The following is a 20,722-nucleotide window of genomic DNA, read 5'->3' as shown; positions in this document are numbered from 1 at the left end:
TGCCCATCACACAGGCGCTGAGAAGTGGGGCCAACGGTGTCCCTTCCATACGTACGATCTCGAGGAAGGACGTCTTCAATGACCCATCTTCATAGCCCACGCTGGTCCGAAAAAATAGGATCTGACGGCCCCGTCTCTCCGTTTAAGCGCTTCGCTGCGCTGCCGGAGGCCCGGGGTCTATACAACCCAGAAAACGAAAAAGATGCGTGTGGCCTTGCGATCATCGCCACGCTCCGCGGCGAGCCGGGCTACGACATCGTGGACGCCGCGCTTACGGCCCTGCGCAATCTCGAGCACCGTGGTGCTGTCGGCGCAGACGAAGGCACCGGTGACGGTGCCGGACTCCTGATGCAGATCCCGGATGAGTTCTTCCGTGCCGTCACCGAATTCGAACTTCCTGCGCCCGGCCAGTTCGTGGCGGGAACCGCCTTCCTGCCGGCAGAGCAGCTAGAGGCCGACGCCGCCAAGGCAGGCATTGAAGGCCTGGCCGCCGATGAGGGCCTCACCGTCCTGGGCTGGCGCGAAGTGCCCATCGTGGCAGACCTGGTGGGCGCCATGGCCCGCGCCTGCATGCCGTATTTCTCCCAGCCTTTCCTCGCCTCGGCAACCGGCGAGAAGATGGACCGCAATGAGCTCGACGCCCGTGCCTGGCGGATCCGCAAGCGTGCCCAGAACAAGTTCGGTGTCTACTTCCCGTCCCTGTCTTCCCGCACCATTGTCTACAAGGGCATGCTCACCACCGCCCAGCTGGAGCCGTTCTACCCGGACCTCTCCGATAAGCGCTTTAAGACCAAGCTGGCCATTGTCCACTCGCGCTTCTCCACCAACACGTTCCCGTCCTGGCCGCTGGCCCAGCCTTTCCGCACCATCGCCCACAACGGTGAAATCAACACGGTCAAAGGCAACCGGAACTGGATGCGTGCCCGCCAGTCCCAGCTCGCCAACCCGCTGCTGGGGGATTCCCCCGAAGAGCTTTACCCCATCTGCACGCCCGGCGCGTCCGACTCCGCGTCCTTTGATGAGGTAGCTGAACTGCTCTGGCTCTCCGGCCGGCCCATCACGCACTCGATCATGATGATGATCCCCGAGGCCTGGGAAAACCACGCCACCATGGATCCGGCACGGCGTGCCTTTTACGAATACCACTCCATGCTCATGGAGCCGTGGGACGGCCCCGCCGCCGTATCGTTCACCGACGGCAACCTGGTGGGCGCCACCCTAGACCGCAATGGCCTGCGCCCCGGACGCTACTGGATCACCGAGGATGGCCTGATCGTCTTTGCCTCCGAGGTGGGCGTGATCGACGTCGAGCCCTCCAAGGTGGTTAGGAAGGGCCGCGTTTCGCCGGGCAAGATGTTCCTGGTGGACACTGACGCCGGCCGCATCATCGACGACGAAGAGGTCAAGGCCGAAATGGCCGCGGCGAACCCGTGGGCCGAATGGGTCAAGGACAACCTGATCGACCTCAACGAGCTTCCCGAGCGTGAGCACGTGGTCCACACGGCTGCGTCGGTGAATATCCGCCAGCGGACGTTCGGCTATACCACTGAAGAGCTGAAGATCCTGCTGGGCCCAATGGCCCGCACCGGCGCCGAACCGCTGGGCGCGATGGGCTCTGACACCCCGGTGGCGGTGCTGTCCAAGCGCCCCCGCCTGCTCTTTGACTACTTTGTGCAGTCCTTCGCCCAGGTCACCAACCCGCCGCTGGACGCGATCCGCGAAGAGCTGGTCACGTCGCTGACCTGCGCCATCGGTCCCAACGGCAACCTCCTGGACACCAAGAGGGTACGGCAGCCGCAGATTTCGCTGCCGTTCCCCGTCATCAACAACGACCAGTTGGCCAAGATCGCGAACATTGAATCGCCCGCCGGCGACAAGGTGGCGATGAAGGTCCGAGGGCTGTACCGGCCTGAAGGCGGCGAATCCGCGCTGCGTGCCCGGCTCACCGAAATCTGCGAGCAGGTGTCCGGTGCCATCAACCGCGGCGTGCAGTACGTAGTGCTTTCCGACCGCGACTCCAACGCCCAGTGGGCGCCGATTCCGTCGCTGCTGCTGGTCAGCGCCGTGCACCACCACCTGCTGCGCAGCGCCAACCGCACCAAGACCGCTTTGGTGGTTGAGGCCGGCGACGTCCGCGAAACGCACCATGTGGCGGTCCTGATCGGCTATGGCGCGTCAGCAGTCAACCCATACCTCGCCATGGAATCCGTGGAGCAGCTCATTTCCACCGGCGACGTGGTGGGGGTTACCCCGCAGGACGGCGTCTACAACCTTATCAAGGGCCTCGGCAAGGGCGTCCTGAAGATCATGTCCAAGATGGGCATCTCCACGGTGGCCTCATACACTGGCGCGCAGACGTTCGAGGCCCTCGGCCTTGGACAGGACCTGGTGGACGAGTTCTTCGCCGGCACGCATTCCCAGCTGGGCGGCGTGGGCCTGGATGTCATTGCCGCTGAGGTTTCGGCGCGGCACCAGATGGCCTACCCGGAAGGCGGCATCGAGCAGCCGCACCGCCCGCTGCTGGGCGGCGGCGAATACCAGTGGCGCCGCGACGGCGAGCCGCACCTCTTCAACCCGGAGACTGTCTTCCGGTTGCAGCACGCCACGCGTGAGCGCCGTTACGACATTTTCAAGGCCTACACCAAGGGTGTGGATGACCAGTCCGAGAACCTGATGACCCTGCGTGGGCTGCTTAAGTTCAAGGACAACCGTCCCGCCGTGCCGTTGGAGGAAGTGGAGCCCGTCTCCAGCATCGTGAAGCGCTTCTCCACCGGCGCCATGAGCTACGGGTCCATCTCGAAGGAAGCCCACGAGACCCTCGCGATCGCCATGAACCAGTTGGGCGGCAAGTCCAACACCGGCGAAGGCGGCGAGGACGTGGACCGTCTGCTGGATCCGAAACGGCGCTCTGCGGTCAAGCAGATCGCGTCCGGCCGGTTCGGCGTCACCAGCCTGTACCTGACCAACGCCGACGACATCCAGATCAAGATGGCGCAGGGTGCCAAGCCCGGCGAAGGCGGCCAGCTCATGGCGCAAAAGGTGTACCCGTGGGTTGCCCGGACACGCCACTCCACGCCCGGCGTCGGCCTCATTTCGCCGCCCCCGCACCACGACATCTACTCCATCGAGGACCTCGCGCAGCTCATCTACGATGCGAAGCGCGCCAACCCCTCGGCCCGTGTCCACGTCAAGCTCGTCTCCGAAGTTGGGATCGGCACGGTGGCATCGGGTGTCACCAAGGCAAAGGCCGACGTCGTACTAGTCTCCGGACATGACGGCGGCACCGGCGCGTCCCCGCTCAACTCGCTCAAGCATGCGGGTGTGCCGTGGGAGCTGGGACTCGCGGAGACCCAGCAGACGCTGATGCTCAACGGCCTGCGCGACCGCGTCGTGGTGCAGGTGGATGGCCAGCTCAAGACGGGCCGCGACGTTGTTATCGCTGCCCTGCTCGGCGGGGAGGAGTTCGGCTTCGCCACCGCTCCCTTGGTGGTGGAAGGCTGCATCATGATGCGCGTCTGCCACCTGGACACCTGCCCGGTGGGTGTGGCAACCCAGAACCCCGAACTGCGTGCCCGCTTCAGCGGCAAGCCCGAATTCGTGGTCAACTTCTTCGAATTCCTGGCCGAGGAAGTCCGCGAAATCCTCGCGGAACTCGGCTTCCGGACCATCGAGGAGGCCATTGGCCACGCCGAAGTTCTGGACGCCCGCGAAGCGATCAACCACTGGAAGGCCGACGGCCTGGACCTGGACCCGATCCTCCACGGCCTTGAGTTCGACGACGACGCCCCGCTGCGCAACCTCACCTCGCAGAACCATGAACTGGACAAGCACTTTGACCAGCGTCTGATCACCATGGCCACCGAGGCACTGACCGACCGCACACCGGTGAAGATCGCCGTGGACGTCATCAACACTGACCGCTCGGTGGGCACGATGCTCGGCCACACGGTGACCAAGACGTTCAGCACCGACCTGCTGGCGCCGGACACAATCGATATCACCCTGACCGGCACCGCAGGACAGTCGTTGGGTGCGTTCCTGCCCGCCGGCATCACGCTGCGCCTGTTCGGCGACTCGAACGACTACGTGGGCAAGGGCCTTTCCGGCGGACGGATTATTGTCCGGCCGGACCGCACCAACGTGTTCACGGCCGAAGCAAATGTCATTGCCGGCAACGTGATTGGCTACGGCGCCACCAGCGGTGAGATATACCTTCGCGGCCAGGTGGGCGAACGCTTCCTGGTCCGCAACTCCGGAGCCACGGCTGTTGTTGAAGGCATCGGCGACCACGGCTGCGAATACATGACCGGCGGTCAGACCCTGATCATCGGGCGGACCGGACGCAACTTCGGTGCAGGCATGTCCGGCGGTACCGCCTACGTTCTGGACCTGCGGACCACCCGGGTGAACAAGGATGCCTTGCAGTCCGGTGAGCTCCAGCTTATGGAACTCGACGCCGAAGACCGCGACATTGTCCACGGCCTGCTGGTCAAGCATGTTGAGGAAACGGAATCCCTGCACGCTGCCCGCCTGCTGGAGAACTTCGACGACACTGCTGCCCGTATTACCAAAGTTCTGCCCCGCGATTACGCGGCAGTCCTGCAAACCCGCCTTGACGCCATTGAAGAGGGCCTTGACCCCGATGGCGAAGAAGTTTGGGCTCGAATCCTGGAGGTAACCGGTGGCTGATCCACGCGGATTTCTTAAAGTACGCCAGCGTGAAACCCAGCCACGCCGCCCTGTTCCGGTCCGCATCATGGACTGGAAGGAAGTTTACGAGGCTCAGGAAAAGGGTGTCCTGAAGGCCCAGGCCGGGCGTTGCATGGACTGCGGCGTGCCGTTCTGCCACCAGGGCTGCCCGCTGGGCAACCTTATTCCCGAGTGGAACGACCTCACCTGGCGGGACAAGGGGGAGGAAGCGATTGAGCGGTTGCATGCCACCAACAACTTCCCCGAGTGGACCGGCCGGCTCTGCCCGGCACCGTGTGAGGCGTCCTGCGTGCTGGGAATCAACCAGCCTGCCGTGACCATCAAGCAGGTTGAAGTGTCCATCATCGACGAAGCCTGGGACAGCGGTTGGGTTAATCCGTTGCCGCCGACGCGCCTGACCGGAAAGACGGTGGCCGTCGTCGGTTCCGGCCCCGCAGGCCTCGCCGTCGCGCAGCAGCTCACCCGGGTGGGCCACACCGTGGCTGTCTACGAGCGCGACGACAAGATCGGTGGCCTCCTCCGGTACGGCATCCCCGACTTCAAGATGGAGAAGGAGCAGGTTGACCGCCGGGTCGAGCAGATGAAAACGGAAGGCACCCGCTTCCGCACCGGCGTCGCCGTGGGTACAGACGTGACGTGGGAGCAGTTGCGCCGCCGCTACGACGCAGTCGTGGTTGCTACCGGCGCCACCGTGCCGCGGGACCTGCCCATCCCGGGCCGCGACCTTGACGGTGTGCACTACGCCATGGATTACCTGGTGCCTGCCAACCGCGTTGTCGCGGGGGAGACCGTGGAGAACCAGATCCACGCCAAGGGCAAGCATGTGGTGATCCTGGGCGGCGGCGACACTGGCGCTGACTGCCTCGGCACCGCGCACCGCCATGGAGCCGCTTCGGTGACCACGCTGGCCATCGGCAAGCAGCCGCCGCCGGAACGTGCCGGGCACCAGCCCTGGCCGACGTTCCCCACCCTGTTCGAAATGGCAAGCGCGCACGAGGAGGGTGGCGAACGTACGTACCTCGCCTCCACCGTGGAGTTCGTGGGCGAAAATGGCAAGCTCACCGGCGTGAAGGTTGCCGAGACGGAATTCGTGGATGGCAAGCGGCTCCCCAAAGCCGGTACCGAGCGGGTCATCCCGGCGGACCTGGTCTTCCTGTCCCTGGGTTTCACCGGAGCCGAACCTGCCGGGATCACCGAGCAGGTCAGCGCCGAATTCGACGGCCGCGGCAACGTGGCCCGCGACGGTTACTACATGACCAACACCGAGGGAGTCTTTGTGGCCGGTGACGCCGGCCGCGGACAGTCGCTCATTGTGTGGGCTATCGCCGAGGGCCGCGCCTGCGCTGCCGCCGTGGACAAGTTCCTCATGGGCAGCACCATCCTGCCGGCGCCCGTGGCCCCGACGGACCGTGCCATCACTCTCCTATGACGTCCGTTCAGTTCGCCGCGTGTTCACTTCCACAACAACTCAATCAATGCAGCACACTATTAGGGTAGGTATATGAGACGCGCTAAGATTGTGGCCACGTTTGGCCCGGCAATTGCCAGCTTTGAAAACACTCTCGCCGTGCTGGAAGCGGGCGTCGATGTGGCCCGCATGAACATGAGCCACGGCGACTATTCCGTACACGACAACACCTATGAGAATGTCCGCAAGGCCGCAGCCCAGCTGAGCAAGCCGGTGGCGATCATGGCCGACCTGCAGGGCCCGAAGATCCGCCTGGGCCGGTTTGTGGATGGCCCGCACGCCCTCTCCGCGGGTGACATTTTCACCATCACCACTGAGGATGTTCCAGGCACAAAGGACATCTGCTCCACCACGCTCAAGAGCCTTACCGAGGACGTCAACGTGGGCGATGCCCTGCTGATCGACGACGGCAAGGTCGCCCTGCGGGCCATCGAGGTGGACGACGTCAAGGTGGTTACCGTGGTAACCGTCGGCGGGATGGTGTCCAACAACAAGGGCATCAACCTTCCTGGCGTTGCCGTCAACGTACCGGCCCTGAGCGAAAAGGACGAGGACGATCTCCGCTGGGCCATGCGCCGCGGCGTTGACATGGTTGCCTTGTCGTTCGTCCGCGACGCATCAGACATTTCCCGTGTGCACGAGATCATGGACGAAGAGGGCCGCCGTGTGCCTGTTATCGCCAAAATCGAAAAGCCGCAGGCCGTGGAGCAGCTCCACGAAATCATTGATGCCTTCGACGCGATCATGGTTGCCCGTGGCGACCTGGGTGTGGAACTTCCCCTCGAGGAGGTGCCGATCGTACAGAAACGCGCCATTGAACTGGCACGCCGCTGGGCCAAACCGGTCATCGTGGCCACGCAGGTCCTTGAGTCGATGATCGACAACCCGCGCCCCACCCGGGCGGAAGCCTCTGACTGCGCCAACGCCGTCCTTGACGGTGCAGACGCAGTTATGCTCTCAGGCGAGACCAGCGTGGGCAAGTACCCGATCGAAACCGTCAAGGTTATGGCCCGGATCATTGAATCCACCGAAGTCCACGGCCTGGAACGCGTTCCTCCGCTGGGGACCAAGCCCAAGACCCGTGGTGGCGCCATCACCCGCGCCGCCGTCGAAATCGCTGACCAGCTGGAGGCCAAGTACATTTGTACCTTCACCCAGTCCGGCGACTCCGCACGGCGTCTTTCGCGCCTGCGCCCCATCAGGCCCGTGTTCGCCTTCACCCCGGTGGAGCACGTTTGGAACCAGTTGGCGCTGACGTGGGGCATCCAGCCGGTGCTGGTTCCCATGGTGGGCCACACTGACGAGATGACCGCACAGGTTGACCGCAGCCTGCTGGAAATGAAACTGGTGGAAGACGGCGACATGGTGATCATTGCCGCCGGTTCCCCTCCCGGAAAGGCCGGTTCCACCAACATACTGAAGGCGCACAGGGTGGGCGACGACGCCGACACTGCAGGCTTCGGCGAAAGTGGAGCGCCCCGGGATAAGCTCGGCCCCTGGCCGACGTCCTAACAAAACTGCCCGGTGGTTGAGCCTATTGATGCCCGGCTGGCTCAACGCCAGGGCTTCGGATTAAACGGAAGAACCCCTGCCGACTGGCAGGGGTTCTTCCGTTTATCTGGAGTCCTAGTTGACCTGGTTGATGATGGTCTCGGCGACTTCGCGCATGCTGAGGCGTCGGTCCATGGAGGTCTTCTGGATCCAGCGGAATGCTTCCGGCTCCGTCAGGCCCATCTTGGTGGTGAGGAGGCTCTTCGCGCGCTCCACGAGCTTGCGGGTGGCGAACTGCTCCTGCAGGTCCGATACCTCACTTTCGAGGGCCTTGATTTCCTCGTGGCGGGAGAGGGCAATTTCCAGGGCAGGGATGAGGTCGGCCGGGGTGAAAGGCTTGACCACATAAGCCATGGCGCCGGCGTCGCGGGCACGCTCCACGAGTTCCTTCTGGCTGAACGCGGTCAGCAGAACCACGGGGGCGATTCGGGCCTTGACGATCTTCTCCGCCGCGGTGATGCCATCCATAACCGGCATCTTGACGTCCATGAGGACGAGGTCGGGCTTGAGTTCCTCGGCGAGCTGCACGGCCTTCTCGCCGTTGTCTGCTTCGCCCACAACGTCGTACCCTTCGCCGCGCAGGATCTCGATGATGTCGAGGCGGATGAGGGTTTCATCCTCGGCTACAATGACGCGGCGCGCCGGTTGGGAAGTGGGTTTTGACTCCGTCTGTTCAGTCACGGGATCTCCTTGAAATGGTACGGCGGGAACATCACCATTTTAGGTGCGCCCGCGGCCGTACTTTTAACTGCATGGTCTGTTGCGGCATCAGCGGCGCGATTCTGGAATTTAGCCTATCTGCATGTAGAGTAATTCCGCATACGTGAAGCGATCGCGTTGCTCACAATCATTAGTGGGCGTACCGGTCAGCACCACGTATTCCGCGCCCGAGTGGCGGAATTGGCAGACGCGCCGCACTCAAAATGCGGTATCGAAAGGTGTGTGGGTTCGAGTCCCACCTCGGGCACAGTGCGTCCCCTGGTCAGGGGTTTATTGGTGTTTTTCCGTGTGCACATTGTGCACACTCTGGCCTCTGATCCGATGCGGGTGTGTGGGGTCCCGGAAAGACCTATTTGGTTGTCTAGGGGAGCGGCTGCCTACGGCGGACCGGGTACCGCCCCGCGGGGTCTCTGCTGGGAGTTCATCCTCGTTCGTCCTTCCGTTGGGTTTTCGCGGTCACCACTTCATGATGGCCGGGGCCGCTTACAACACGACTTGCTGAGTATTCGTAGATCGGCCCAAGGTTGCGGCTCGTCCAGAAATTTCCGCCATGATGTATGAGGACGTTAATCGCTCGTCATGCCAGCTCCCGCTTGCGACATCAATTGCGTGATCGCCGCGGACCGTTAAGGTACTCTCTAGCGTTCGTGGGTGTTTGCCTCGTTTCGGGCGCCGGCGCGGGGTTCCAACCCGATGGCTTCGTAGCATTGGTCGATTAGTTCCATGGTTTGGACGGCGTCGTCGCTGTCTGTGGGCATAGGGATTCCGTGCCGGATCAGGGCGGCGAAAGCGTCCAGCTGATAGGTGTACGAGGATCTTGTGCCCATGCGCTCGATCCGTTGGCCGTCAGTTGTTCTCACCTCGAGGCTGTCATCGGTATGAGGGAGGATGAAATTTGCCACGGTGGCTTGTCCCTCGCTTCCGATGGCGCGGTAGCTCATTTGGGCGTGGGTCCCGTTCATATTGCATCGTGCCGTTGCGGTGATTCCGGAGGGGTAGACCAGGTTAGCGTCAACCCATTCGTCCATACCGGGCAGGCCGGTCCGTTCGGCTCCCCGGGCGTTGACGAGGGTGGGATTCCCGCCTGCCAGGGAGGCCATCGCCCGAATAGCGTGGAGGCTGTAGCAGCCCAGGTCCATGAGTGCACCGCCCGCGAGTGGCAGTGACCACCGGGGGTCTTCGGGCGGCGGGGGCGGAATCATCACCATAGTTTCCACACGCTGGAGCTCGCCGAGTTCCCCGGAGGCGACCAGTTCGTGGAGTCTCTTCGTGACAGGGTGGTAAAGATAGTGGAAGCCGTCGACGACCTTGACGCCCGCGCGCTTGCCTGCGTCCCGCACTTCTCTGGCTTCTGCTGCGTTTGCGGCGAACGGTTTCTCTGACAGGACGTTTTTTCCCGCGGCGATGGCCGCCAGGTTCCATCGTGCGTGCAACGAGTTGGCCAGCGGGTTGTAGACCGCTTCGATCTCCGGGTCATTGACAAGATCTTCGTAGGAGCCGAGTACCCGTTCGACGCCGTACCGGTCGGCAAAGTCCTGTGCCCGGTCCCGGTCCCGGGCTGCGACGGCCACCAGCCGCGCACCTGTCAGCCTGGCAGGTTCAATGATGGATGTCGGGCTGACTCGGGACGCTCCCAGGATGCCGATGCGCAGCGGTGCTTCTTCTGGATCCATCTGCGGAGTCCTTTCTGGTTTCCGATGTCGCCTTCGCCCCGCCGTATTGGTCACAGCGCGTCCCGGCCCGGCGAGCTACTGCTTGAACGCGGCGTCGAAGGAGGTGTTCGACGCCGGGAAGTCGAACCTTTTGAGCGCGGCGAGGGCCTCGGGGGCGCCGTGGAGGCGGTCCATGCCGGCGTCTTCCCATTCGACGGAGATGGGTCCGTCGTAGCCGATGGCGTTGAGGGCGCGGAAGGACGATTCCCAGGGCACGTCGCCGCGGCCGGCGGAGACGAAGTCCCAGCCACGGCGCGGATCGCCCCAGGGCAGGTGCGAGCCCATGACGGTGTTCCGGCCGGTGGGGCGCAGCTTCGTGTCCTTGCAGTCCACGTGGTAGATCCGGTTCTTGAAGTCCCAGATGAAGGAGACCGGGTCGATGCCCTGCCACATGAAGTGGGACGGGTCCCAGTTCAGCCCGAAGGCCTCGCGGTGGCCGATCGCCTCGAGGGTGCGGACGGTGGTCCAGTAGTCGTAGGCGATTTCGGAGGGGTGGACTTCGTGGGCGAAGCGGACGCCGCATTCGTCGAAGACGTCAAGGATGGGATTCCACCGGTCCGCGAAGTCCTGGTAGCCGGCCTCGATCACCTTCTCCGGGACGGGCGGGAACATCGCGACGTACTGCCAGATGGAGGAGCCGGTGAATCCGACCACGGTGTCCACGCCCAACGCGCGCGCGAGCCGGGCGGTGTGTTTCATTTCCTCCGCGGCCCGCTGGCGGACACCTTCGGGGTCCCCGTCGCCCCAGACCTTGGACCCGACGATGGCCTCGTGCCTGAAATCGATGGGGTCATCGCAGACGGCCTGGCCCTTGAGGTGGTTGGAGATGGCCCAGACGTTGAGGTTGTACTTCTCCAGCACCGCGAGTTTGGACTCGACATAGCCGGGCTCGTCCCAGCGCCATGCGTCCAGGTGGTTGCCGGAGACAGCGATTTCCAGGCCGTCGTAGCCCCAGCCGGAGGCCAGGCGTGCGACTTCCTCGAAGGGGAGGTCGGCCCACTGGCCGGTGAAGAGGGTATACGGGCGGGGCATGTCAGGCTCCTTGGCTACTGGATTGTTCGGTTTTGGTCGGATCCTCGGTTTCGGGCCGGTGCGTTCGGATCAAACGTTGTCGGTCCGGCTGTGGCAGTGCTTGCTGCCATGTCGGATTTCCGTTCGTCAGGTCGGGGGGCTCAGAGGGCTTGGGCATTTTTCATGCACTCCCTGACGTAGACGTCGGACGCGCGAAGGTGTTCGCCGATTTTTTCGAAGCTCCATCCCTGCGTTCCGTGGCATTTGAGGCTGGCGACGCCTTCGTACCCGACACGGCGCAGTGTTCCCAGCATCACGGAATGGTCAAGTGTTCCGTCAGGGCGAGGAAGTTGCTGGTCTGCGGGGCCGAAGTTCAGCCCGTCGGTACCGTGGCGGTAGGCGCGGTCGATGTCCCAGATGTAGTAGTAGAAGAGCCGTTTGCGTTCGGCGAGGAACGTGATCGCTTCGCTGATGGTGTCCTGCATCACCCACAGGTGCGGGGGGGCGATGCAGACGCCGAGGTAGGGGTCGTCGATGTCGCGGATGAGCCGTTTCATCTGCGCGAGAGTGTCCACGCCTTCGTCCCAGCGCTGGTCTTCGTTGGCACCGGATTCGAAATCGGCGGCGAACGGCACGGTGAGATGGTTTTCGACCGCGATCCGGACTCCGCGGCGCGCTCCTGCTTCGACGATGGGTGGCAGGAAGGTGGAGACGAAGTCGGGGTAGTTGGCTTCGCAGTCGAAGATGAGGGTGTCGATTCCGAGGTCTGCGGCGAAATCGACGCGTTCGAGGATTTCGTCCTGGGTCTTTCCGTAGACGGTGAGGCCGCAGGGTTTGACCCCGTATTTGTCCAGCACTCCGAGGATTTTGCCGGGGTCATCTCCCGGGTTGACGTGGTGGGCCAGCGGTGCGGCGGAGGACCAGAGGTTGACTTCCTTGAAGCCGATGTCGGCAAGGTCGCGGATCGAGTCTTCGAAGCCGTGGTCGTGGTAGGGGACGAGCTCGGCGGCGTATCTGAACATGGGTTCTCTCCTTCGGAGGGTGTGACGGGTTGGAGGTCTACCAGACGAAGACGGCTTTTTCGGTTTCGCGCTGGTCGAAGGCGCGGAAGGCTTCCTCGGCCTGGTCGATGGGAAAGTCGTGACTGATGAGTTTTTCGACCGGGATTTTCTGGTCGATGACGAGGCGGACGATTTCTTCCCAGTCGCTGATGGGGAAGTACCAGCCGCCGACGACGGTGAGCAGTTTTCTTAGCAGCTGGTCGCTGGGGTTGATTTGCGTGGCCCGCGACTCACCGACGAACGCGACGGCTCCGAGCTTGGCGGCGGCGTCCAGGGCAGAGTTCTGCCCGGCGGGGTTGCCGGAACAATCGATGCAGACGTCCGCTCCGCGGCCCTGGGTGAGGTCCCGGATCTGCTGGACGGCGTCGGCTGTTGTGCTGTTGATGACGGCGTCCGCGCCGAGTGAGCTGGCTTGTTCGAGCCGGTGGTCGATGACGTCGACCGCGATGACGCGGGCGCCGAAGGCCTTGCCGATGAGTACTGCGGCGGATCCCATTGGTCCCATGCCGAAGACGGCGAGGGTTTTTCCGCCGGCCACGCCGAGCTGCTTCTGCACGTGGTACTGGCTGCCGACCATGTCGGTCATCACCGCCCCGGCGCGGAAGCTGAGTTCGTCGGGGAGCTGAAGACAGTTGCGTTCGGGCAGCACGAAGTAGTCGGCGTCACCGCCGTGGACGTCGAAACCGAAGCATTTCCACTGATCACACAGCATCATGTAGCCGCTGAGGCAGTATTCGCAGAATCCGCAGCCCAGGGCGAGGTAGCCGGCGACGCGGTCGCCTTCTTTGACGTGGGTCACGGCGTTTCCGACCTTGACGACTTCGCCGGCTGCCTCGTGCCCGGGTATCACCGAACCGTGGCCGGCGCCTTCGCCGCCGACGATCGGGGTGCCGTAGTAGATGCTCATGTCGCTGCGGCAGATCGCGGAGGCACGGGTCCGTACCAGCACCTCATGCGGTCCCGGCTCCGGGACGTCGCGTTCTACGACGGTGACTCGTTTGTCACCGGGGAGGATGACTGCTTTCATCTTTTCTTCTCCAATACTCATTTATTTGACTGCACCGAAGGTGAGCCCTGCGACCATCTGGCGGCGCAGCACGACCATGAGGACCAGGATGGGCGCGACGATCAGGGTCGCGGCGGCGGTGATGTTGCCCCAGTCCGTGCCGTACATACCGGTGAACTGCTGCAGGCCCACCGGAGCGGTCTTCGCTCCGCTGCGGGTCAGGGACAGGGCGAACAGGAATTCGTTCCAGGACAGGACGATGGTCAGTACGGCGGCCGTCGCGACGGACGGCACGAGCAGGGGCCAGATGATCCGGCGGAGCACGTCCCATGTCGAGGCCCCGTCGACCATGGCGGCTTCCTGGATCTCATAGGGCAGCTGCAGGATCGAACTGCGCAGGATCCAGACCACGATGGGCAGGTTGAAGGCAGCGTACGGGATGATCAGGGCCGGGTAGGTGTCCATGAGCCCGAGCTTGCCGGCGAAGACGAAGACCGGGATGACGGCGACGATGGGCGGAAACATGTAGGTCGACAGGATCCAGGATGAGAGCCCCTTGCCGGCGCGGAAATCCCTCATGGTCAGGGCATATGCGGCCGGGACCCCCACGACGATGGCCAGCGCGGTGGCACCGAGACTGACGATTGCACTGTTGGTGAGCAGCTGACCGAAGCTCTCAGATTTGCCGCCGCCGGCTGACAGTACGGAGGCGTAGTTGTCCAGAGTGGGCTGGAAGATCCATGCCGGGGGGATCTGGTTGGCGATCCCGGCCGGCTTGATGGAGGTGATGAACATGAACAGCAGCGGCACAAGGCCGACCAGGAGCCATGCCCACAGAAAGGTGCGTCCGACGATGACGCGTGCCACGGCACCGCCGCGGCTGGTTGATGATGTCGTTGTCATTACATTTCCTCAGGGTCTGACCGGCGGCCGATGATGCGCAGCATGAAGGGGATAAGGAGGGAGAGGATGATCAGGAAGACCACGCCCAGGGCGCAGGCGAGACCGACGTTGAAGCTTTGAAGGCCGACGCGGAATATGCCCAGGTTGATGATTTCGGTGGATTCCCCGGGACCGCCGCCGGTCAGGATCTTGAAGGAATCGAAGGTTTTGAAGGCCTGGATGGTCCGCAGCACGGCCGCGATGGCAATGAACGGAACCATTGCCGGAAAGGTGATGTACCGGAACATCTGCCATGGGGTCGCTCCGTCGACCATGGCTGCTTCCCGGGGTTCCCCGGGCAGGGACTGAAGCCCCGCCATCAGGATCAGGGCGATGAACGGGGTCCACTGCCACATGTCGAGAATGACCAGGACGATCCATGCCGATGTCGGATCCCCCAGCAGGTCGATGCCTTTGGGGAATCCGAAGACGCCGAGGTAGTAGCCTACCCACCCGTAGTTGGGGTTCAGCAGCTGCTTGAAGACCATGGCCGCGACCGCCGGCGTGACGGCGAACGGCAGCAGCATGAGCGCGGCCCCGACTTTGTTGGCGCGGGTCTGGGCCGCTAGCGGGAGTGCCAGGGCGAAGCCCAGGATCATCTCCAGGATTACCGCGACCGCGACGAAGCCGAACGTGATCAGGAATGCGTGCTGGACCGAGGCATTGGTGACCGCCGTGATGAAGTTGTCCAGTCCGACGAATTTGCCCACGCCCCCGAGGATCTTGTCGTTGCGGAAGGCCGAGTAGAAGATAAAAATGGCCGGGGCCACCGTCATCAGCAGCAGGACAAACATGGCCGGGGCCATGTAGACCCACGGGGTCGAACGTTTTTTCCAGGTCAGCGGCTTCCTGCCGTGCGGGCCGGCCGTGGCACGGCCGGCCGCGCGGCTCGAAGCGTCAACCGTCAAGGTCGCATCCAATGGTGCGGCGGTTGCTTTCATAATCGATACTCCTTGGGCGACCTTGAGCGGTCCGATGGGTTAGTAGCCGGCCGATTTAAGGAGGGCCGAGACCTTCTCCGACGCGGACTTGAGGGCGTCCGATGGCGAGGAAGCGCCGGTTGCGGCGTTGTTCACCGCGACGGCCACCTCGTGGCTGACTTCGGTGTAGTTGGTCAACCGTGCACGGCCCACGCCTTCTGCGAGGGATTTTCCGAGGGTGTCGTAGAAGGGTGCGAGGGGGTTATCGCTCTTGATGCCGGCAAAGACGGAGGTCCGGCTGGGGTGCAGGGACTTGGCGGTCATCGTCGTTTGCTGCTCGGCGGCGGTCAGCCAGCTGATCCCCTGGTAGGCCCATTCTTTGTTCTTGGAATTCTTGTTGACGCTCAGCATCCAGGTCCCGAAGTGGGGTCCGGCGGCCTTCGCGCTGGGCACCGGGGCGTAGCCGATGGTGCCGCCCTTGACGTTGTCACCGAGCTTCAGGTCGTGGTAGTTGATCGTCATGGCGGTCAGCCCGCTGCCGAACGATTCGGCGGTTGTACCCCAGTCCGCTGACGTGCTGCCCGGGGGCACGTGCCCGCTTTGCGCCAGCTTGGCGTAGTAGTCCAGTGCCTGGGTTCCTTCGGGGGTGTTGAACGTGGGCTTGCCGTTCTGGTCCGCCAGGGTCCCGTCTCCGCCCTGGGAGGCGAGCAGGGTCTTGAAGTCATCAGTGGCCCAGTCGCCTACCCCTGCCATGACCGTGGTGCCGTAGAGCTTCTTGTCGGGCTGGGTGAAGAACTCTGCCACCTGGGCGTAGTCGTCCCATGTCTTCGGGACCGTAAGGTCCTTGCCGTACTTGGCTTTGAAGTTCGCCTTCTGGGCCGGGTCGTTGAACAGGTCGCTGCGGTAGGCCATGACGGCCACGTTCGACTGGATCGGCATCCCGTACACGTCGAATCCGGCATTCTTGATCGCGGAGGCGTCGGGCTTTGCCGTGGAATCCGGGTAGCGTTTGATCGGGGAATCAGCATTATAGACGGCCGTGTCGTAGAACACCTTGGGGATGAAGTCGCCCACGTTGGACTGCGGGCTGTCAGGGTTTTGGGCGCCGTTCTGGAGGTACTGGGTCAGGGGTTCGAGGTTCTGCACCAACGCCGGCGCCCACGGGGTGTCGACGACGACGATGTCGTAGTAATTGCTGCCCGAAGCGAACTCGGAGAAGACCTTCTGCTGCAACGCGTCGTAGGGCTGGTTGTCGATCTTCAGATCGATGCCGAACTTTTCCTTGAATTGCGGCACGAGCGCTGCGACCGCGGCGCTGTTGGCCTCATCGGTGGTGTAGAGCATCCGCAGCTCTGCCGGTTTGGCCGCGGCGGTGTTGGGTGCTGATGACCCGCCCGTGCATGCGGTTGCCAACAGGGCTACGGTGAGCGCGGCTCCCAAGCCCGCTACGATGCGGGATCGCTTGACGCGATCGAGAGATCGGATCATCTTACTGCCTTTCCTTAAAGGTTAATAAAGGGGTTTTGTGGCCGGTCGGTGTCGGGTAGTTCGGGGGAACGTCTTGCCAGCCGCCCTCCCGGGCGGAGCGTTGAACAGCGGAGGTGAGCCGGGCCGCCCGCAGGCCGTCATCGAACAGGGGCAGGCCATCCGGAGCCATACCGGATCTCACCGCGAGGTAAACGTCGGATATGAATGAGTTAAAGGCATCCTGATAGCCCTGCGGATGGCCTGCCGGCAGGCTGCAGTATCGGGCAGCCGACGGATCAAGGACGGCCGGATCGCGGACCATCAGATGGGAGCCCGAGCGGCGCCCGACCCACAGAGTTTCCGGTTGCTCCTGATCAAAGGCCAGTGTTTCCGTCGTTCCCGAAATTTCCAGCGCGAGACGGTTCTTACGTCCCGGGGCGACCTGGCTGATGAGGAGCGTCCCTACGGCGCCGCCGCGGGTCTCGAAGACAACGGAGACAATGTCTTCGGTCCGGACGTCCCGGCCGCCCCGTTGGCTGAAGGCCTTCCGGGTCAGGGCGGCCAGCCGGCTGATCCGGTCATCAAGAATGAATTCGATGACGTCGCACAGATGGGAGCCGATATCGGCGAAGGCCCGTGAGGGTCCTCCGAGGCTTTCATCGACCCTCCAGTCGTCGTCTTCGCTGGACAGAAGCCAATCCTGAAGAAATGAACCCTGGATGGTCAGGACACGTCCGACCTGGCCATGGCGGACCCTGGCCCGGGCCTCCCGGACCATGGGATGAAACCGGTAGATAAAGGGCACGGCAGCGGTGCGGCCCGTGGTGCGGGCCAGTGCGGTCACTGCCGCAGCGTCCTCCACGGAGGTGGCAAGCGGCTTTTCACAGACCACGTGTTTGCCAGCCTGCAGCGCCGCCGTAGCGAGCTCCGCGTGGGTGACGTTCGGCGTGCAGACATGCACCACATCGATCGAATCATCGTCGAGTAACTGCTCGACAGAACGATAAGCACGGCCAAGACCCAAACGGGAACCGGCCCGCACAGCACTCGCCAGCGTCGAGGAGGCCACCCCGGCGGGGATGACACCGGCAGATCGGACAGCCCTCCCGTGAACGGCGGCCATGAACCCGCCCCCAATAAAGCCTGCCCGCAGCGGGGCGGACACCGCATCAGTTCCGTTCTCGTTCATTGCATCAGTATGACATTGATCACCTGTCTTATGTCAAGAGATAGGCAAAAGATGCCTAAGCATGCCCATTAGATCATCGACGCCTACCCATTGGCGTGTAATAATCAACAGATGAGACAAAGCGGGGCTTCGCAGTCCTACCGGAGGGAGACAGTTTCAGTGACCACCCAAACGCCCGGATTCGGCGCATTCGAGGTCTTTCAACTCATGCGCGACGGCAAACCGAGGACCCGGGCCGAGCTGACTGCTCAAACGGGACTTTCACGGTCGACCATCGGCGCGCGGATCGACACCCTCTCGGAGCTTGGGCTGGTCAAGCCGGTCTCTTATGCCTCTTCAACCGGCGGGCGGCCGTCGTCTCAAATTGCCTTCAACGCCGGCGCCGGAATTGTCGCGGCCGCTGACCTCGGTGCCACGCACGCCGCTATCGCCATCACCGATCTCGCCGGGAACAGAATCGCTGAAACACATACGAGACTTGAAATTGCCGACAGGCCCGACGATGTGCTCACCTCCCTGGCCGAGAACATCACGGCACTCCTGAAGCAGATCGACCGCGATTCCCGCGAACTTATAGCCATCGGCATCGGACTGCCCGGCCCGGTTGAACACGGCACCGGGAAACCCTCCAAACCGCCCCTCATGCCGGGCTGGGACGGATTCGACGTTCCGGAAGCCATGCGAAAAAAATTCCAGGTGCCCGTCCTGGTCGACAATGATGTGAACATCATGGCCCTGGGTGAACGCTCAGCCCAATGGCCCGACACGGACCATATGATCTTCGTCAAGGTCGCCACCGGCATCGGAGCAGGGATCATCAGCAGCGGACAGCTTCAACGCGGGGCCGACGGAACCGCCGGGGATATCGGCCATATACCCATCTCCCGTGGCGCCCTCGTCCCCTGCAGCTGCGGCAATATGGGCTGCCTCGAAGCCCTCGCCAGCGGTCCGGCAGTAGCTGCCGGCCTCAGAAAAAACGGCGCGGATGTCCGTACGGTGGCGGATGTCATTGCACTGGTGCGCGCCGGAGACCTCCCCGCCATACAGGCCGTCCGACAGGCGGGCCGGGACATCGGTGAGGTCCTGAACATGTGCGTCAGCATCATCAACCCCTCCGTCATAACCATCGGGGGCTCGATGGCCGAAGCCGGCGAACACCTAATCGCCGGAATCCGCGAAGCCGTTTATAGCCGGTCCACACCCATAGCCACACACCACTTGACCATCGCACAGTCACGCTCCGGGCCCCAGGCCGGCGTCATCGGTGCCAGTATCCTCGCCATCGAACACGCGCTCTCCGCCGAGCGACTCGAATCCCTCCACAGCCGCCGAACAGCCTAGACCTCCAGTTCGTGGACCCGGACGCCCAATCGGATTGTGCGCATTGTTTGCGGACGACAAACGCACCGTCTGAACGCTCATGGTTCTGCTGCTCTGGGTCCACGGCCACCGGCGCTACTTCAACGCATCGGAGGGCTTCGGGCTGGTGGTTGGCGTGGCGGCCGGCGACATCGATTTGAATCGCAGCGCCGTCCTGGCCGAGGAGCACCTGATGCGGCGGCTAGTGCTGCGGAGGGGGCTCAGGCTGATGGCTCGGAATTCTCGATGAGCAGTCGGTGGGGGAGTTCGAAGGCCGAAGCGGGCTGTGCACATTGTGCACACCCTGGGCTTCGGATCGGGTCGTACTGGTGCCGGACTGGGCCGGATTGCGGATGTTTTCGGGGGAGTGGCGGAAACTCAGGGGCTGGAGTCCGGTTCGAGTCCCACCTCGGGCACAGTGGTTCCGCAGGTCAGGGGCTTTTTGGGTGTTTTTCGTGTGCACATTGTGCACACCCTCGCCTCAAATCTGATGTTCCGGGTGTGCGGGTCCCGGACAGACCTATTTGTTTGTGTGGGGGAGCGGCGGACTACGGCGGACCGGGTGCCGCCCTGTGGGGCCCCTTCTGGGTGCTCATCCTTCTTCGTCCTTCCGTCGGCTTTTTAGCGTTCACTACTTCATGGTGGCTAGGGTCGCGTGCAACATGATTTGCTGATTATTCTTTAGATCGACCCAGGCTTGAGGCCGGTCCGGAATTTCCGCTCTGATACCTGTTCATGAAGGAGTGCGGGGGATCGGCATGACATGGCCACCGATGCGGAGCACATTCTCACTTTCCGAAGTCGTCTGCATAAGCTGCCCCTGAAAGTACGGGAGATGTGCGGACGGGTATGGACATCTGGTGTCCAAAGTCCCCTGCACAAAGCGTCACTTTGGTCGGGAGTCGCGTGCACAAAACGTCAGGCTACTGAGGCTCGCCTGGGCATTGTCCGGGGTCCCGGCTGGCGGCGTCCCTGGAGGCCTTGAATGAGGGTGGCGGGGCAGCTCTTGGTAGCAGCGGCGCTAAATTGAATGCCCATGCGGTTCCGAACAGATGGTCACGATGCGCCGGCCAGCTGGCGGGAGAAGGTCACGTGGCCAGCACGGCGCGCTGGATGGCCCGGAAGACGGTAGAACGGGCAACGCCGAAGAGTTCGGCGATCTCTCCGTTGTGGATGCTGCCGCCGATGTTGAGGGTCACGCCCTTGCGTGTGAGCTCGTCGGCGATATCCGTCGCATCCGGTAGGGACCGTGCGAGCCGGTCAAGTTTGGTCATCACGAACGTGTCGCCGCCGCGGCACGCCGCGAGAGCTTTGCCCAGCCCGGGTCGGTCGCGTTTGGTGCCGGTGAATCCGTGGTCGACGTGGACCATCTCGGCGTCGACGCCGAGGGTGTGGAGGGCATGGTGCTGGGCGGTGAGGTCCTGGGTGCTGGTCGAGCAGCGGGCGTAGCCGATGAGCATGCTTCGGACTGTAGCGTACCGGGCATTAATTCGGGCAGGGTATACGGGAATCCGGCAATGGCGGAAACACTCGGATGTGAAGAAGACCCAAGCGCAGCGTCGGGACGGCCGGTGGACGACCGGCTTACGGGCGCATCGCAAGACGA

15 protein-coding genes and 1 tRNA gene are annotated in these 20,722 nt (G+C 63.3%); 6 read left to right on the top strand and 10 right to left on the bottom strand.

Going from position 1 to position 20,722, the window contains the following annotated elements; all coding sequences use genetic code 11:
* The first annotated feature begins 78 nt into the window (after positions 1 to 78).
* The 3 genes from gltB (at position 79) to pyk (ending at position 7,690) form a co-directional block, all read left to right on the top strand.
* A complete protein-coding gene (gene gltB / locus ABIB27_RS07455) occupies positions 79 to 4,689 on the top strand; it encodes a glutamate synthase large subunit (protein ID WP_354216693.1) in 4,611 nt (1,536 codons plus the stop codon).
* Complete coding sequence (locus ABIB27_RS07450; RefSeq protein ID WP_354216694.1) at positions 4,682 to 6,139, top strand: glutamate synthase subunit beta; 1,458 nt, start codon at positions 4,682 to 4,684, stop codon at positions 6,137 to 6,139. The genes gltB and ABIB27_RS07450 overlap by 8 nt, the downstream gene beginning before the upstream one ends.
* A gap of 72 nt (positions 6,140 to 6,211) precedes the next feature.
* Complete coding sequence (pyk, locus tag ABIB27_RS07445; RefSeq protein WP_354216695.1) at positions 6,212 to 7,690, top strand: pyruvate kinase; 1,479 nt, start codon at positions 6,212 to 6,214, stop codon at positions 7,688 to 7,690.
* A 114-nt stretch (positions 7,691 to 7,804) separates the two neighbouring features.
* On the opposite strand, the gene ABIB27_RS07440 is transcribed toward pyk, so the two are convergent.
* Positions 7,805 to 8,410 carry an ANTAR domain-containing response regulator gene (locus ABIB27_RS07440; protein ID WP_309819760.1) on the bottom strand — a complete coding sequence of 202 codons (606 nt, stop codon included), beginning with the start codon at positions 8,408 to 8,410 and terminating at the stop codon, positions 7,805 to 7,807.
* Between the two features lie 204 nt (positions 8,411 to 8,614).
* Here ABIB27_RS07440 and ABIB27_RS07435 point away from each other — a divergent pair.
* Positions 8,615 to 8,696, top strand: a tRNA-Leu gene (locus ABIB27_RS07435).
* A 391-nt stretch (positions 8,697 to 9,087) separates the two neighbouring features.
* On the opposite strand, the gene ABIB27_RS07430 is transcribed toward ABIB27_RS07435, so the two are convergent.
* The 8 genes from ABIB27_RS07430 to ABIB27_RS07395 all read right to left on the bottom strand — a co-directional run bounded on the left by ABIB27_RS07430 (position 9,088) and on the right by ABIB27_RS07395 (position 17,757).
* On the bottom strand, positions 9,088 to 10,122 hold the full coding sequence (locus tag ABIB27_RS07430; RefSeq protein WP_354217660.1) for a Gfo/Idh/MocA family protein: 1,035 nt from the start codon (positions 10,120 to 10,122) through the stop codon (positions 9,088 to 9,090).
* 75 nt (positions 10,123 to 10,197) lie between these two features.
* On the bottom strand, positions 10,198 to 11,193 hold the full coding sequence (locus tag ABIB27_RS07425) for a sugar phosphate isomerase/epimerase family protein (RefSeq protein WP_354217661.1): 996 nt from the start codon (positions 11,191 to 11,193) through the stop codon (positions 10,198 to 10,200).
* 140 nt (positions 11,194 to 11,333) lie between these two features.
* Positions 11,334 to 12,194, bottom strand: a complete 861-nt coding sequence (locus tag ABIB27_RS07420) for a sugar phosphate isomerase/epimerase family protein (RefSeq protein WP_354253747.1) — start codon at positions 12,192 to 12,194, stop codon at positions 11,334 to 11,336.
* A gap of 37 nt (positions 12,195 to 12,231) precedes the next feature.
* Positions 12,232 to 13,260 carry a zinc-binding dehydrogenase gene (locus tag ABIB27_RS07415; RefSeq protein WP_354217663.1) on the bottom strand — a complete coding sequence of 343 codons (1,029 nt, stop codon included), beginning with the start codon at positions 13,258 to 13,260 and terminating at the stop codon, positions 12,232 to 12,234.
* Between the two features lie 21 nt (positions 13,261 to 13,281).
* Positions 13,282 to 14,142, bottom strand: coding sequence for a carbohydrate ABC transporter permease (locus tag ABIB27_RS07410; RefSeq protein ID WP_354217664.1), 861 nt, complete (start codon positions 14,140 to 14,142; stop codon positions 13,282 to 13,284).
* Entirely contained in the window at positions 14,142 to 15,122 is a 981-nt protein-coding gene (locus tag ABIB27_RS07405) for a carbohydrate ABC transporter permease (protein ID WP_354217665.1), read from the bottom strand. Before ABIB27_RS07405 ends, ABIB27_RS07410 begins: the two co-directional genes overlap by 1 nt.
* 39 nt (positions 15,123 to 15,161) lie before the next feature.
* A complete protein-coding gene (locus tag ABIB27_RS07400) occupies positions 15,162 to 16,589 on the bottom strand; it encodes an ABC transporter substrate-binding protein (RefSeq protein ID WP_354217666.1) in 1,428 nt (475 codons plus the stop codon).
* 1 nt (position 16,590) lies between these two features.
* Complete coding sequence (locus tag ABIB27_RS07395) at positions 16,591 to 17,757, bottom strand: Gfo/Idh/MocA family protein (protein ID WP_354217667.1); 1,167 nt, start codon at positions 17,755 to 17,757, stop codon at positions 16,591 to 16,593.
* A gap of 207 nt (positions 17,758 to 17,964) precedes the next feature.
* Between ABIB27_RS07395 and ABIB27_RS07390 the strand changes: the two genes are divergently transcribed.
* Positions 17,965 to 19,098, top strand: coding sequence for an ROK family transcriptional regulator (locus tag ABIB27_RS07390; protein WP_354217683.1), 1,134 nt, complete (start codon positions 17,965 to 17,967; stop codon positions 19,096 to 19,098).
* A 79-nt stretch (positions 19,099 to 19,177) separates the two neighbouring features.
* Positions 19,178 to 19,366 (top strand): hypothetical protein, encoded by a 189-nt coding sequence (locus ABIB27_RS07385; RefSeq protein ID WP_354217668.1) that lies wholly within the window; start codon positions 19,178 to 19,180, stop codon positions 19,364 to 19,366.
* 838 nt (positions 19,367 to 20,204) lie between these two features.
* Here the strand turns inward: ABIB27_RS07385 and ABIB27_RS07380 are convergent.
* Positions 20,205 to 20,576: a recombinase family protein gene (locus tag ABIB27_RS07380; RefSeq protein ID WP_354217669.1), complete on the bottom strand. Its 372-nt coding sequence runs from the start codon at positions 20,574 to 20,576 to the stop codon at positions 20,205 to 20,207.
* Positions 20,577 to 20,722 lie beyond the last annotated feature (146 nt).

The organism is Arthrobacter sp. UYEF21, assembly GCF_040546085.1.
In the GTDB taxonomy this organism is placed as follows: Bacteria; Actinomycetota; Actinomycetes; order Actinomycetales; family Micrococcaceae; genus Arthrobacter.
Note: the sequence above shows the minus strand (reverse complement) of the source record. Positions and strands in the feature narration are given on the sequence as shown.